This window comes from Bradyrhizobium sp. CIR18 (genome assembly GCF_014198295.1).
GTDB lineage: Bacteria > Pseudomonadota > Alphaproteobacteria > Rhizobiales > Xanthobacteraceae > Bradyrhizobium.
On the sequence record NZ_JACIHF010000014.1, the window covers coordinates 45,690 to 59,148 of the forward strand.

Annotated in this window: 9 protein-coding genes; 6 read left to right on the forward strand and 3 right to left on the reverse strand. The window is 64.0% G+C overall.

Annotated features, from left to right (window positions below; all coding sequences use genetic code 11):
- Positions 1-74: 74 nt before the first annotated feature.
- Positions 75-560, reverse strand: coding sequence for a (2Fe-2S)-binding protein (locus tag GGD65_RS31405; RefSeq protein ID WP_018321562.1), 486 nt, complete (start codon positions 558-560; stop codon positions 75-77).
- 928 nt (positions 561-1,488) lie between these two features.
- On the opposite strand from GGD65_RS31405, the gene GGD65_RS31410 reads away from it, so the two are divergent.
- The 4 genes from GGD65_RS31410 to GGD65_RS31425 all read left to right on the forward strand — a co-directional run bounded on the left by GGD65_RS31410 (position 1,489) and on the right by GGD65_RS31425 (position 6,115).
- Positions 1,489-3,204, forward strand: coding sequence for a PQQ-dependent methanol/ethanol family dehydrogenase (locus GGD65_RS31410; protein WP_063707628.1), 1,716 nt, complete (start codon positions 1,489-1,491; stop codon positions 3,202-3,204).
- Positions 3,205-3,333: 129 nt separating this feature from the next.
- Positions 3,334-4,515, forward strand: a complete 1,182-nt coding sequence (locus tag GGD65_RS31415; RefSeq protein ID WP_210317401.1) for a c-type cytochrome — start codon at positions 3,334-3,336, stop codon at positions 4,513-4,515.
- A gap of 108 nt (positions 4,516-4,623) precedes the next feature.
- A complete protein-coding gene (locus tag GGD65_RS31420; RefSeq protein WP_092261400.1) occupies positions 4,624-5,310 on the forward strand; it encodes a response regulator transcription factor in 687 nt (228 codons plus the stop codon).
- A gap of 106 nt (positions 5,311-5,416) precedes the next feature.
- A complete protein-coding gene (locus tag GGD65_RS31425; RefSeq protein ID WP_018321558.1) occupies positions 5,417-6,115 on the forward strand; it encodes a response regulator transcription factor in 699 nt (232 codons plus the stop codon).
- 40 nt (positions 6,116-6,155) lie between these two features.
- Here GGD65_RS31425 and GGD65_RS31430 read toward each other — a convergent pair whose 3' ends face one another.
- Positions 6,156-7,514 carry an ATP-binding protein gene (locus tag GGD65_RS31430; protein WP_183237796.1) on the reverse strand — a complete coding sequence of 453 codons (1,359 nt, stop codon included), beginning with the start codon at positions 7,512-7,514 and terminating at the stop codon, positions 6,156-6,158.
- A 10-nt stretch (positions 7,515-7,524) separates the two neighbouring features.
- On the reverse strand, positions 7,525-8,691 hold the full coding sequence (locus GGD65_RS31435; RefSeq protein ID WP_183237797.1) for an FIST N-terminal domain-containing protein: 1,167 nt from the start codon (positions 8,689-8,691) through the stop codon (positions 7,525-7,527).
- A gap of 266 nt (positions 8,692-8,957) precedes the next feature.
- On the opposite strand from GGD65_RS31435, the gene GGD65_RS31440 reads away from it, so the two are divergent.
- A complete protein-coding gene (locus GGD65_RS31440) occupies positions 8,958-10,997 on the forward strand; it encodes a methyl-accepting chemotaxis protein (protein WP_183237798.1) in 2,040 nt (679 codons plus the stop codon).
- Between the two features lie 349 nt (positions 10,998-11,346).
- Complete coding sequence (locus GGD65_RS31445) at positions 11,347-13,386, forward strand: methyl-accepting chemotaxis protein (RefSeq protein WP_183237799.1); 2,040 nt, start codon at positions 11,347-11,349, stop codon at positions 13,384-13,386.
- Positions 13,387-13,459 lie beyond the last annotated feature (73 nt).

A 13,459-nucleotide genomic window follows, 5' to 3' on the forward strand; every position in this document is an offset into this window, starting at 1 on the left:
TCCCGACCGGAAATTTCTTTGACCGCGCTTTCCCTCGAAAGCTGCAGCCGTGGTTCTTTTCGAGGCGCGCCGCTTTACTCGGCCGCCTGCGAGACCTTCATGCGCCCGGCTGCATCCAGCACGGCTTTGACGATGTTGTGGTAGCCGGTGCAGCGGCAGATATTGCCTTCGAGCTCGGTGCGGACGGTGGCTTCGTCGAGCTGGCCACCATGGCGGTGCACGATGTCGATCGCCGACATGATCATGCCCGGCGTGCAATAGCCGCATTGCAGGCCGTGATTGTCGCGGAAGGCGGCCTGCATCGGGTGCAGCTCGTCGCCCTTGGCGATGCCTTCGATGGTGGTGATGCTGGCGCCGTCGGCCTGGCCCGCCAGCATGGTGCAGGATTTCACCGCTCGGCCGTCCATGTGCACGACACAGGCGCCGCACTGGCTGGTGTCGCAGCCGACATGGGTCCCCGTGAGATTGAGATGATCGCGCAGCAGTTGGACCAGCAGCGTGCGGTCCTCGACGTCGACAGCAACGGCCTTGCCGTTCACTGTCAGTTTGACTGTAGACACGGTGTCGTCCTCCCAGAATGTTTGTAGTTATTCCAATTAGAAACAGCGCGATGAAACTTTGCAACTGGGATTTTGGGTCGCCGGGTGTCACGAAACGGTCGTCGAGGCGCCGCGATCAGACAACACCGATCCGTGTCGCCGCCAGTGCATGGCGCGACCTGTCTGAAACTTGCAAGGAGATGGTCTCTCGCGTCTTCCGCGGCGTCCTGCTCTGCCATCGCGCGAAGGCTGCTCGCCCCGTGGATGTCGGTCCTGGCGCCGCCGATTGTCTCTCCCTTGGGACGACTCCTGTCGTCGCTCCGCAAATAGGAGCACGGCCGGGCAACTTTGTAATCGCGATCTTGGTAGTAGGGTCTTGCACGATAAGCCATTGATTTTATTGGAATGTTGATCCGCCATGACGAGCCGGGCCGGCTTGGCGGGCCTGCCGGGAGGCGGCCTGCCCAAGTCCGCCCTGATCCCTGGCGATCGATGGACGCGAAGAAGACAACCAATCTTTCGAGATGGTTTCGCCGACCGAGCATCACCCTCGTGCCTGAATGCGGGCCGGTCAAAGCGAGCTGCAACGATACAGCGACATTGACGGATATTGTAACCGCTCAGCAGCCCTCGCCGCGGTTGAGCCGTCGTCGTGATTTGCGGTCGTCGCTGATGCCGACTTTCGACGGAACGCGCGGATGGCCACACGATGTTGCCGCAATCCGATCGCTGGTTTGGAGCTGCCAACAAGCGACAAGAAACGAGTGCCGACAACGAGATGAGCGGCCAAGCCTGACAACGATTTGCACTACTACCTTCCGCCTATACTAAGCGCGAAAAGGCGATGCTGTAATTTCCGTGATGGTTCGCAGTCGAACTGCGTATCGAAAAGCGCAAAAGCGCATCGGCGCTCAACGTGGCGCGCAAAGCAACATCACGGAGGGAATAAATGACCTTTGGAACGAGGGGCTTCTTGGCCGGCATTTCGATGATCGCGATGCTGGGCGCCGGCACGGTTGGCGTTCGCGCCAACGATTCACTGCTCAAAGCGCAATCCGATTCCAATCAATGGGCGGTGGCGGGCCACGACTACGCCAACACGCGTTTCAGCCCGCTCAACCAGATCAACGCCGAGAACGCCGGCAAGCTGTCGCTTGCCTATTCGTTCTCGCTTGCATCGCTGCGCTCGAACGAATCCTCGCCGATCGTCATCGGCAACACGTTGTACGTCTCGACATCATGGGGACCGAAATACGTCTATGCGCTCGACGCTGCGACCGGCGCGCGAAAGTGGACCTACGAGCCGGAGATTCCGGACGACGTGCTGCAATACGCCTGCTGCGACGTGAACAATCGCGGCGTCTCCTACGCCGACGGCAAGATCTTCGTCGGCCGGCTCGACGGCAAGTTGACCGCGCTCGACGCCGCGACGGGCAAGGCGCTGTGGACGGCGAAGGTGGTCGATTACAAACAGGGCTCGGTCATCACCTCGCCGCCGCTGGTCGTGCGCGACAAGGTCATCACCGGCTTCGGCGGTGGCGAGTACGGCGTGCGCGGCGCGCTTCAGGCCTTCGACATCAACACCGGCAAGCTCGCCTGGCAGACCTACACCGTTCCGACGCCGGAGGAGCCCGGCGGCGATACCTGGAAGGGCGATTCCGCGCAGCATGGCGGCGGCGCGGCCTGGCTGGTCGGCTCTTATGATCCCAAGACCGATACCGTGTATTGGGGCACCAGCAATCCCGGGCCGTGGAACACTGCCGTGCGCTCGACCGGCAACGGCGATTTCGGCAAGCTGACCAATCTCTACACGGCCTCGACGCTGGCGCTCGACCCGAACACCGGCAAGATCAAATGGCATATCCAGACCACACCCGCCGACGCCTGGGATTATGACGGCGTGAATGAGGCCGTGCTCGCCGACCTCAACATCGGCGGCAGCAACGTTCCGGCGCTGATGAAGGCGGATCGCAACGGGTTCTTCTTCGTGGCCAACCGCGAGACCGGCAAGGTTCTCTCGGCGGAGAAGTATGTCTTCTCGAACTGGGCGCAGAAATTCGATCTCGCCACCATGCGCGCGGTCGAGGATCCCGACAAGCGTCCGGGCCCCGGCCATCCCGCCAAGGACATCTGCCCCAATTTGATCGGCGGCAAGAACTGGCAGCCGATGTCGTTCAACCCGCAGACCGGTCTCGTCTACATTCCCTCCAACAATGTCTGCATGGATTGGTCGGTCAGCGACGTCGCCTACAAGCGCGGCGTGTTCTATCTCGGAGCCGAATTCCCGACCAAGGAAGGCCCCGGTGGCTTCCTCGGCGAGCTCGTGGCCTGGGATCCCGTCAACCAGAAGAAGGTCTGGTCCATCAAGGAAGACCTGCCCTTCAATGGCGGGACGCTGACCACTGGCGGCGGCCTGGTGTTCGCCGGCAACATCCATGGCGATTTCCGTGCCATCGATGCGAAATCCGGCAAAATGCTCTGGAGCAAGAATCTCGGCTCCGGCATCGGCGCGGGCCCTGTGACCTACATGGTCGACGGCAAGCAATACGTCGCCATCGTCGTCGGCCGCACGGCAGCGCTGCCCGCGTTCCTGGGCGAGGTTGGCAAGAAGATGACGGCTGCAGCTCCCGAGGGCGGCTCGCTCTTCGTGTTCTCCGTCCAGTGACCACTGGCGCGTGTATCCCGGGTGACGGGATACACGCGCTCTTTTCCCAAAATGTGATCGCGTCGTTGCGGCCGAGGCCAGCCCTTGTCCCAACGTCACGCCAACGATGCCCAACCACGGGAGGTGAGGATGCGTCCAAATCGTTCTGGCCTTGGCCACAGCAGACGTCGCGCCATCGCAGCTTTGCTCGCATGTGTTGCCGGCTCCGCGCTCATCGTGCCAGCCGCCCCGAGCCGCGCGAACGAAGTGCAGCCGTTCCGGCTCTGTGCCGATCCGACCAATCTTCCGTTCTCGAGCAACAGCCCCTCGCAACCCGGCCTCTATGTCGAGATCGGGCAGGCGCTGGCGCGGGCGCTCGGGCGGCCGATCGCCTACGACTGGTACAAATCGTATTTCGGCAAGCGCACTGTCCGCGTCACACTGCTCGGCAAGCAATGCGACGCCATGATCGGCCTGCCGCGCTCCGAGGATTTCATGGGGCCGGCCGTGATCTTCTCGAGCACGGTTGCGCGTGAAGGCTATGCCCTCGTGACCGCAAAGGACCGGACGATCTCAGGGATCGACGATCTCCGGGGCAAACGGGTCGCCGTGCAGTTCGCCAGCACGCCGCAAAACCTTCTGGCGATGCGTGACGACATCCAGAAGGTGACGGTGCTGTCGCCCGAGGAAGGCATGCAGGCGCTGGATCGGGGCAAGGCCGACGTCGCCTTTATCTGGGGACCCGTGGCCGGCTGGCTGAACAAGACCGTCTACCAGGATCGCTATCGCGTTCAGCTCACCGAAGGCGAAGGTTTGTCGTGGGACGCGGCGATCGGCTTCGCGAAGGCCTCGACAGAGCTGCGCGACCAGATCGATGCGGTCTTGCCGGACCTCGAGCGGACCATCGCCGATCTCAAGGTGAAGTATGGCCTGCCGACCGGTCAGCCTCTCCGCCTCAGCGCCGTGCAGACACCGGCGGGAACCACGACCGGCGCCGGGACCGGCGTGGCGCTAGTGGCTAACGTCGTCGCGACCGAGACCAAGGGCGACGCGCTGGCGTCAAATGCCGAAGCTGTCGGTCAGGGCAAGGAGATCTTCAACGGTACCTGTGCGCATTGCCATGGTCCCGACGCGATCCAGAGCGAGCGGAAGATCGATCTGAGGCTGCTGCGTCACCGCTACGGCGACGAGATGCGAGAGAAATTCTTGACCACGGTGCATGAGGGGCGTCCGGCCAAGGGCATGCCGTCCTGGAAAGAGGTCTTCACCGACAGCCAGTTCGACAACATCTACGCCTTTCTGCTGACGGTTCAGGTCGAATCGAACGACTGAATGGTCTTGACCGGAGGGCATCGGGGAGATGTTCTAGGGTCCGTTTCGCATCCATCGGCACCAACGTCCGATGGATGCGCCCGCGCGATGGACCCCGGGGAAGGTGCCATGACCAGCTTCCTGATCATCGATGATCATCCGCTGTTTCGCGAGGCGCTCGGCAATGCCGTGCGGTTGGCGCTGCCGGAGGCCCGCATTCTGGAAGCGATGTCGATCGAGGACGCCTTGCGGGTGCTTTCGGTCGAACGCGGGATCGACCTGGCGCTGCTCGATCTCTCGCTTCCCGACGCAACCGGCTTCTCCGGCTTTCTCAGGCTGCGCGAGACCTATCCGCGCCTGCCGGTCGCCATCGTCTCGAGCGAGGAGGATCAGCATGTGGTCCGCGAGGCGCTGGCGCTGGGTGCTGCCGGCTATCTGCCAAAATCCACGTCCAAGCGCGAGCTCGCGCAATCGATCGAAGGCGTGCTCGGCGGATCGGTGTCCGTGCCGAAGGATTTCGTGGCGGAGCCGCAGCGGAAGCGGGCCGACAGCAGCAAGGCACTCAAGGTCAAGCTCCGCGAACTGACGCCGCAGCAGCTTCGCGTGCTCGATCTGCTTCGTCGCGGCTATCCGAATCGGCAGATCGCGCAGGAGCTTCAACTCGCCGAATCGACCGTGAAGGCGCACATCACCGAGATCCTGCGCAAGCTCGGACTGTTCAGCCGCAACAAGGCGATCGTCGAGATCGGCAAGGTCGATCTGCCGGATCCGCGGCAGCGGCCCCAGCTAAGGACCGATCGCGGGAGGCCGCAATGAGCTGCTGGTCCGACTTGATCTGGATCAAGCCGGATTGCTCCGGCGACGGCATGCTCGCCGCTCTGATCGCTGACTTCGGTGACGAGCTGGGAACGGCCCAAATCTGATGCGATTTCTGATTGTCGAGGATCATCCGCTGTTTCGCGAGGCGCTCGAGGGGGCGCTGCAAATGGCGACGCCGGATGCCGATATGCTTCAGGCCACCTCGATCGACGGTGCGCTCGAATTGTTGGCGTCGAGACCCGATGTCGACCTCATTCTCCTCGACCTGTCGATACCCGGGACGACCGGACTGTCCGGCATCATCCGCATCCGCAAGGCGTTTCCCCGCATTCCCGTCGTCATCGTGTCGGGGCACCAGGACGCGCAGATCATCTCGGGCGCGTTGTCGCTCGGCGTATCCGGCTACATCCTCAAATCCTCGTCCAAGCAGGAGCTGGCGCATTCGATCAGCGAAGTCGTGCGCGGCGCGGTGTGTCTGCCGGCCGCTTTTCGCGCGCTGGCCCGCCCGCAGCGCTCGCCGATCGCGGCCCAGGATCTCCTGAAGCGCCTTCACGATCTGACGCCGCAGCAATTGCGCGTCCTTGAAATGCTCAAGCGCGGCCTGCAGAACAAGCAGATCGCCTTTGAGCTGAAGATCTCCGAGACCACCGTGAAGGTTCACGTCTCGGATATCCTGCGCAAGCTGAACGTGCTGAGCCGCACCAAGGCGATCGTCGAAATGTCGAAGATCGATTTTGCCACGCTGGCGGGCTCCGGAGCTGCCGCGAAGCGCGACCGCGCCCGGACCGATCCGCCCGCATGATGCAGCCTCTATCACCGTCGATGCGGCGCGGGGTGATGAACTAGCTCAGCAGGAACGACAGCAGTGCGCGCATTTCCGCCGGCCTGATCGGCTTCTTCAGCACTTCCAGCCCATAGCGGCTGGCTTCCGCCGCAGCCTTTTCGGAATAATCCGCGGTGATGATCATCGCCGGCACGTCCGAGTTCAACTGGCGCCGGATTTCCTCGACGGCCGACAATCCGCTTTCGCCGTGATCGAGATGGAGATCGGCGATGATGGCGTCCGGCGAGCCGCCTAGCTCACTCAAACGCTGGGCGGCGTCCGCGGCGGATCTCGTGGTCGCGACATCGCAGCCCCATCCCTCCAGCAAGGCGGCCAGCGCCTCCGCGCCCGAGGCGTCGTTCTCGATGAGCAGGATCTTGGCCCCTCCCAGAGCGCCATAGTGCAGATCGGCGGGCTTCATTTCCTGGAGATCGTCGCTGACATCGGCGCGATCGGCCGGCTCCAGGTCGAGCACAAAGGTCGATCCCCGGCCGACATGCGACGACAGCCGCACCTCGTGCCCGAGCGCCGTCGCGAAGCGGCGCACGATCGAAAGTCCGAGACCGAAGCCGGCCTGGTCGGTCGCGCTCGCATCGCCGCGCTGGAACTCCCGGAAGATCGCCTCCTGCTGCGCTTGCGCAATTCCGGGTCCGGTATCGGAGACCTGGATCGCGATGCGATCGCCACGCCGCCTGCATCCCAGGATGACGCCGCCGCTGCGGGTATAGCGGATCGCATTCGCGAGAAGGTTTTGCAGGATCCTCCGGAGCATCAGCGGGTCGGACAGGACCGCAAGCGGCGAGGTGCGGATGCGCAGGGACAGTCCCTGCCTCCAGGCGATCGGCTCGAACTCGTCGCGGAGCTGGTCGAGCAGCGGCTTAAGCGCGATCGGCCGCACGTCGGGCCGGAGCGCGCCCGCATCGAGCTTCGCGATCTCCAGAAGCGAGCGCAGCAGGTCTTCCAGCGTGACCAGGGACCGGTCGACTTGGTCGATGAGCAGGCCCGCTTCCTGCGACTCCATCATCTCGGTGAGTGCCGACAGGGTCAGGCGCGCCGCGTTCAGCGGCTGGAGGAGATCGTGGGTGACCGAAATCAGCACGGATGATTTCAGCGAGCTTGCAGCCTCCGCCTGCTGCTTGGCGCGGTACAGGCCTTCATTGGCCCGTTCGACCGAACGCAGAGCATCCCGCAACTGATGGGTCCGGTCGCGAATCTGATGGTCGAGCGAAATTGCGGTTTCGAACAGCGAGAACGCATTGAGCTGCTGATCCATCGACCGCTCGACGCGGGACATCAGCGCCGCGTTGATCTTCTTCAGCTTGACGGACTCCCGCCGGAGCTGCTCGATCGTTTCGGCATCCTGCCAGGTCTCTGCCACATCGGCTCCGTTACGTCGGCCGCCTGCCGATGGCGACGCCGGTGAAGGTCTGGTTCACGTGCATCGAGCCGAACTGTTCGCCGTAGGTATGGAATCCGACGACGCGGTTCTGCCGGTACAGCTCGGACATTTCGCGTGAGAGCTGGTGCTGCTCGGCATCCAGCCGGCGTAGCAGGCACTCGAAGCCAATATAGAGAGAGACGTCACCGATCTGGTCACGGGTTTCCGCGAAGGCGTCGCGGGTGGCTCCGACCAGGCTGCACGAGGTTGCCGTCGTCAGTACCATGCCCTCATCGATCGCGCAGAAGAAGCGCAGCGAGCCGTCGGGATCGACGCGCTGGATCGACCGCGCATAATAGGACCCGCCGACCCGGACCAGCACCGGATGGGACGCGAAGGAGAACGGGTCGAGCTTGGCGTCGATGATTCCGACGGCGCGGGAATATTCCGCGGCGGCAGGCTCGGCGTTCAATTCCTTGACGACGCGCTGCTCGATATCGGCCTCGGTGACCACCATCTTCTGTGTGGTGGGCTCGAAATTGTCGCATTTGAACACGCGGAACGGCAGCGACGTGTTGAGGAGAATGAGGAGAGCCGCGTCGGTGTGGGCCCTGCCGTCGAAGAACACCCAGGTCCTTTCGAAGCGCAGGCCGTCGCCGGCCGACCCGCCGACGATCGGGATATTGTCGAGCGAGGCATAGAGGGCGGACATCACAGCCTCTTCGCGGCGGCACATGCCGTCGATCAGCACCAGGCCGAACGGGTTGCCGCCACTGACCTCCGAGGTCGTCCGCAGCAACTCGTGGCGAAGCTCGCTGCCGATCCGGCGGCCGTCCTCGACGCGGAAATTGGCGAGATTCAGGATCGGCCGGACCACGGCGTTGAAGTCGGCCTGGCTGAACGTCATCGCGACAACGCTGTTCTCGTCCCAGCCGTCCGGCGCCAGCTCGCCGGCCGTCGTGCAGCCGCAGACCGGCGTGTCCGCAAAGTGTCGCGTGATCTCGGCGATGAACCGATGAGGATCGTAGCAGGGGGAGAGGAAGACCAGGACCAGGGCCAGCTCGTCCGACGGAAGCTGGGCGACCAGCTCGGCAACGGCCTCGTCCACGGTCGGAGCTTTCGATTTCGCGACCGCAACGCCGGACGAACCGCCAAACCGAAGATCGGCCTGCCCCACTTCGTTTCTCTCCTCAAGGACCGGCTTGGTCTGTCGCCAAGATCTGCCGCCAAGTGCCGAAAACACTAGGGCTTTTCCAGTCTACCCGCAACACGTCGCGCGGTCTCCGACCCGGACTGGAAGTTGCCGGTCTGGTGCTTGCGCAGCCCGGGATTGCGGGCCGGAGGAATTTACCGCCCCTTGACGATTCTGCCTTAGTTTTGCGCATGCGGTCGGGGAGGCGGGGCGCCTTCGGATCGCGGCTGTTTGGAATAATGGGGGTGGGAATGTCCGGGCGTATCGCGTCGCCGTCAAAGCGCACAATATTTCCCACCCTGAGGTTCCGCGCCAAGATCATCCTGGGCTTTGCGGTCGTGCTGGCGATCTCCGCCGGCAGCATGGCCTTCTCCTATTTCGGCTTCGAGCGAGTCTCCGCCGGGGTCGGGTCCTACCGTAGCAGCGTGTCGGAGGCGGACCTCGCCCGCAACATCGACCGCGAGCTGCTCGGCTACCGTTCGGCCGTCAAATATTTCGTCGTGACCGGCAAGGAAGATGACGCCAAGTCGGCGCTCGAGGCCGAGGCCAGCCTGAAGAATGCCATCGACCAGGCCGTCAAGAGCGCCAAGACCCCGGCACGGAAGGAGAGTCTCGACAAGCTCGCCAAGGAGTTCGCGAATTTCTCCGCAACCTTCGGCAAGGTTCTGCAGGCCAAGCGTGACAGCACGTTGCTGGTGCAGAACCAGCTGCAGCGCCAAGCCAATCTCCTGAAGTACAAGCTCGACGACGTCGGCAACAACGCTTCCGATTCCGAGGCGCAGGCGATCGAGTTCGGCACCAAGCAGGTCAACGCTCAGTTCCAAACCGCGAGTGCTGCAGCCACCAATTTCGTGCTGACGTCCGATCAGGCCATCGCGACCAGCGCGCTGGCGCGGCTGAAATTCGTCGAGAACTCGCTCGGCGCGGTCTATTCCATGGACGATAAGATCGTCGCCGGCCTGAAGGAGGCCAAGACCATCCTCGGCGCCTATCGCGAGGCGTTGGAGAAGCTGATCGCCAACGCCAAGATGGTCGACGAACTCGTCACCGAGATGAGCGGCTCGGCTGGTGCGATCCAGCAAGGCGCGACCGCCATGAAGGCGGACCTCGTCGCCGAACAGCAGCGGTTGGACACGGAGTCGGAAGCGACAATCGGGCAGACCGAGCAATTGGTGCTGATGCTGGCCATTGGCGGTACGCTGCTTGGGGCGGTCCTCGCCTTCCTGCTCGGCACCGGCATCTCGCGTCCGATGATCGCGATGTGCAAGGCGATGCGTGAGCTCGCCTCTGGCAATTTCGACGTGGTGCTGCCCGGTCTCGGCCGCAAGGACGAGATCGGCGAGATGGCCGGCGCGGTCGAGGAGTTCAAGGTCCAGGCCGTGGCAAAAGCCGAGCGCGATGCCGCCGCCAGCGAAGCCCAGAACAGGGAGGCGAGCGCTGCCCGCCGCTCCGAGCTGATCCGCTTTGCCGATGATTTCGAGAGCGCGGTCGGTGCCATCGTCTCCAACGTGTCGGCCTCGGCCGTGCAGCTGGAATCGGCGGCGTCCACGCTGACCCGCACTGCCGAGACCACCCAGAGCCTGTCGAGCCAGGTCGCCGGCGTGTCCGAGCAGGCATCCTCCAACATGCAGTCGGTCGCCACCGCGACGGAAGAGCTCTCGGCCTCGGTCGAGGAGATCGGCCGTCAGGTCCGCGATTCCAGCCGGATTGCGGAAGCTGCCGTGGTGCAGGCCAAGGAGACTGACGGTCGCATCGGCAAGCTGTCGCATGCCGCCCAGCAGATCGGCGAAGTCGTCAAGCTGATCACCGCGATTGCCGAGCAGACCAATCTTCTGGCGCTCAATGCCACCATCGAGGCGGCACGCGCCGGTGAAGCCGGCCGCGGCTTTGCCGTGGTCGCCAGCGAAGTGAAGTCATTGGCGAGCCAGACCGCGAAGGCGACGGACGAGATCTCCTCGCACATCACGGGCATGCAGGGCGCCACGGCCGAATCGGTTGCCGCGATCAAGGAGATCGGTGCGACCATCGGCCAGATCTCGTCGATCTCGACGTCGATCGCGAGCGCGGTCGAGCAGCAGGGCGCGGCGACGCAGGAAATCGCGCGCAGCGTCCAGACCGTCGCGCAGGGCACCCAGACCGCGGCCACCGACATCGGCGAGGTCAACCGCGGCGCCGCCGAGACCGGTTCGGCCTCGGAGGAAGTGCTTCATTCGGCCAAGACGCTGTCATCCGAAAGCACCCGCCTGCGCGCCGAGCTCGATCGGTTCATGGCCAATATTCGGGCGGCGTAAGGCTCGCTGAGCGTTAGACGCTCCGCTATCGCCAGCTCTCCGCTGTCGTCTCTGCGAACGCAGGGACCCATAACCCCAGGGAGAAGTTGGGACGCAAGACCCGTAACTCCGAGTCTTCGCCAAACCACTGTGGCTATGGCGACGAGCGCAAGCGCGGAGGTCCCCGATCTGCGCTTCGCTTGTCGGGGACGACAGCGGAGTACGCATCTTCCCCGCGTCACCTAACCGCGAGTTGCGGCGCCACAAATTTACCACAGCTTATCCTTTGCCGATTACCGTGCGGGCGAGTCAGGAAGCGGGCTGCTTCCGGGCTGCGCCTGGTTTTCCGCGAATGGAATGGGGTGGGGGAATGTCGGTCAAGTCCAAGTCGAAGTCGAACCAATCGAAGCTGCCAACCTTGCGCTTTCGCGCAAAAATCATCCTCGGCTTCGTGGCGGTGCTAGCCATCCTCGCCGTCAGCATGGCTTTCGCCTATTTCGGCTTCGAGCGGATCCAGGCCGCCGTGGCTTCCTACCGCACCAGCGTATCGGAAGCCGACCTCGCGCGGACGGTCGATCGTGAGCTGATCGCCTATCAGGGACTGGCCCGGGCCTATACCCTGACGGGCGCGGTGGACGACGAGACCGCAGCCAAGGCTGCCGAAGACAATCTGAAGAGCGCGATCGCCAAGTCGATGTCCGCCACGACAGGCGCCGCCCGCCGCGAGCAGGTCGGCAAGCTGGAGGCCGAGTTTCAGCGCTTCACGAAGGTGTTCGGAGAGATCATCGTCCTGACGCGCGAGAACAACAAGATCGCGGCCGATGAGCTCAACAGCGTCGGCAACAAGATCCGCTTCAAGTTCGACGACCTCGCCGATACTGCCGCGCTGGCGGGGCTGGCATCGGTACAGACCACGGCCAAGGACATCACCTCGCAATATCTGGCGGTCTCCACTTCGGTCGGCGCCTTCGTGGCCAAGCCGGAGCCGAAGACCGCCGACGGCGTGATCGCCCGCATCAAATTCCTGGAGACCCTGCTGGTCTCGATCTATGCCAGCGACCAGAAGATCACCGACCGCGTCACCGAGATCGGAAATCTGCTGAAGCAGTACCGCACCTCGTTCGCGAAGCTGACCGAGAATGTGAAGATCATCGTCAAGTCGAACGGTGAGATGACCAAGACTGCGGCGACCATCCTCAAGCTCTCGGCCGAGCTGCGTTCGGACCTGACCGCCGATCAGCAGCGCATCGAGGCGAGCGCCAACGCGACGATCGGGGAGACCGAGCAGCTGATGCTGATGATGGCGCTCGGCGGCCTTGCCATCGGTGCCGTGCTGGCCCTGTGGCTCGGCAACGGCATCTCGCGTCCGATGATCGCGATGTGCAAGGCGATGCGCGAGCTGGCCTCGGGCAATTTCGACGTGGTGCTGCCCGGTCTCGGCCGCAAGGACGAGATCGGCGAGATGGCGGGCGCGGTCGAGGAGTTCAAGGTCCAGGCCGTGGCAAAAGCCGAGCGCGATGCCGCCGCCAGCGAAGCCCAGAACAGGGAGCAGGCCGCTAGCCGCCGCTCCGAGCTGATCCGCTTCGCCGATGATTTCGAAAGCGCGGTCGGCGCCATCGTCTCCAACGTGTCGGCCTCGGCCGTGCAGCTGGAATCGGCGGCGTCCACGCTGACCCGCACTGCCGAGACCACCCAGAGCCTGTCGAGCCAGGTCGCCGGCGTGTCCGAGCAGGCCTCCTCCAACATGCAGTCGGTCGCCACCGCGACGGAAGAGCTCTCGGCCTCGGTCGAGGAGATCGGCCGTCAGGTCCGCGACTCCAGCCGGATTGCGGAAGCTGCCGTGGTGCAGGCCAAGGAGACTGACGGTCGCATCGGCAAGCTCTCGCACGCCGCCCAGCAGATCGGCGAAGTCGTCAAGCTGATCACGGCGATTGCCGAGCAGACCAATCTTCTGGCGCTCAATGCCACCATCGAGGCGGCACGCGCCGGTGAAGCCGGCCGCGGCTTTGCCGTGGTCGCCAGCGAAGTGAAGTCATTGGCGAGCCAGACCGCGAAGGCGACGGACGAGATCTCCTCGCATATCACCGGCATGCAGGGCGCCACGGCCGAATCGGTTGCCGCGATCAAGGAGATCGGTGCGACCATCGGCCAGATCTCGTCGATCTCGACCTCGATCGCGAGCGCCGTCGAGCAGCAGGGCGCGGCGACGCAGGAGATCGCCCGCAGCGTCCAGACCGTCGCGCAGGGCACCCAGACCGCGGCCACCGACATCGGCGAGGTCAACCGCGGCGCCGCCGAGACCGGCTCGGCTTCCGAGGAGGTGCTGCACTCGGCCAAGACGCTGTCATCCGAAAGCACCCGCCTGCGCGCCGAGCTCGATCGCTTCATGGGCAATATCAGGGCGGCGTAGCGGACCGCGGAAAGAACGCGTAGGTGGATTAGCGAAGCGTAATCCACCACCTTGATGTCACGGCTGGGAGCCG

What these genes read in the sequence shown, in the direction of transcription:
- GGD65_RS31420 (WP_092261400.1), top strand. Translation starts at nt 4,624, where the DNA reads ATGACCAGCTTCCTGATCATCGATGATCATCCGCTGTTTCGCGAGGCG.
- GGD65_RS31425 (WP_018321558.1), top strand. Translation starts at nt 5,417, where the DNA reads ATGCGATTTCTGATTGTCGAGGATCATCCGCTGTTTCGCGAGGCGCTC.
- GGD65_RS31415 (WP_210317401.1), top strand. Translation starts at nt 3,334, where the DNA reads ATGCGTCCAAATCGTTCTGGCCTTGGCCACAGCAGACGTCGCGCCATC.
- GGD65_RS31410 (WP_063707628.1), top strand. Translation starts at nt 1,489, where the DNA reads ATGACCTTTGGAACGAGGGGCTTCTTGGCCGGCATTTCGATGATCGCG.
- GGD65_RS31445 (WP_183237799.1), top strand. Translation starts at nt 11,347, where the DNA reads ATGTCGGTCAAGTCCAAGTCGAAGTCGAACCAATCGAAGCTGCCAACC.
- GGD65_RS31440 (WP_183237798.1), top strand. Translation starts at nt 8,958, where the DNA reads ATGTCCGGGCGTATCGCGTCGCCGTCAAAGCGCACAATATTTCCCACC.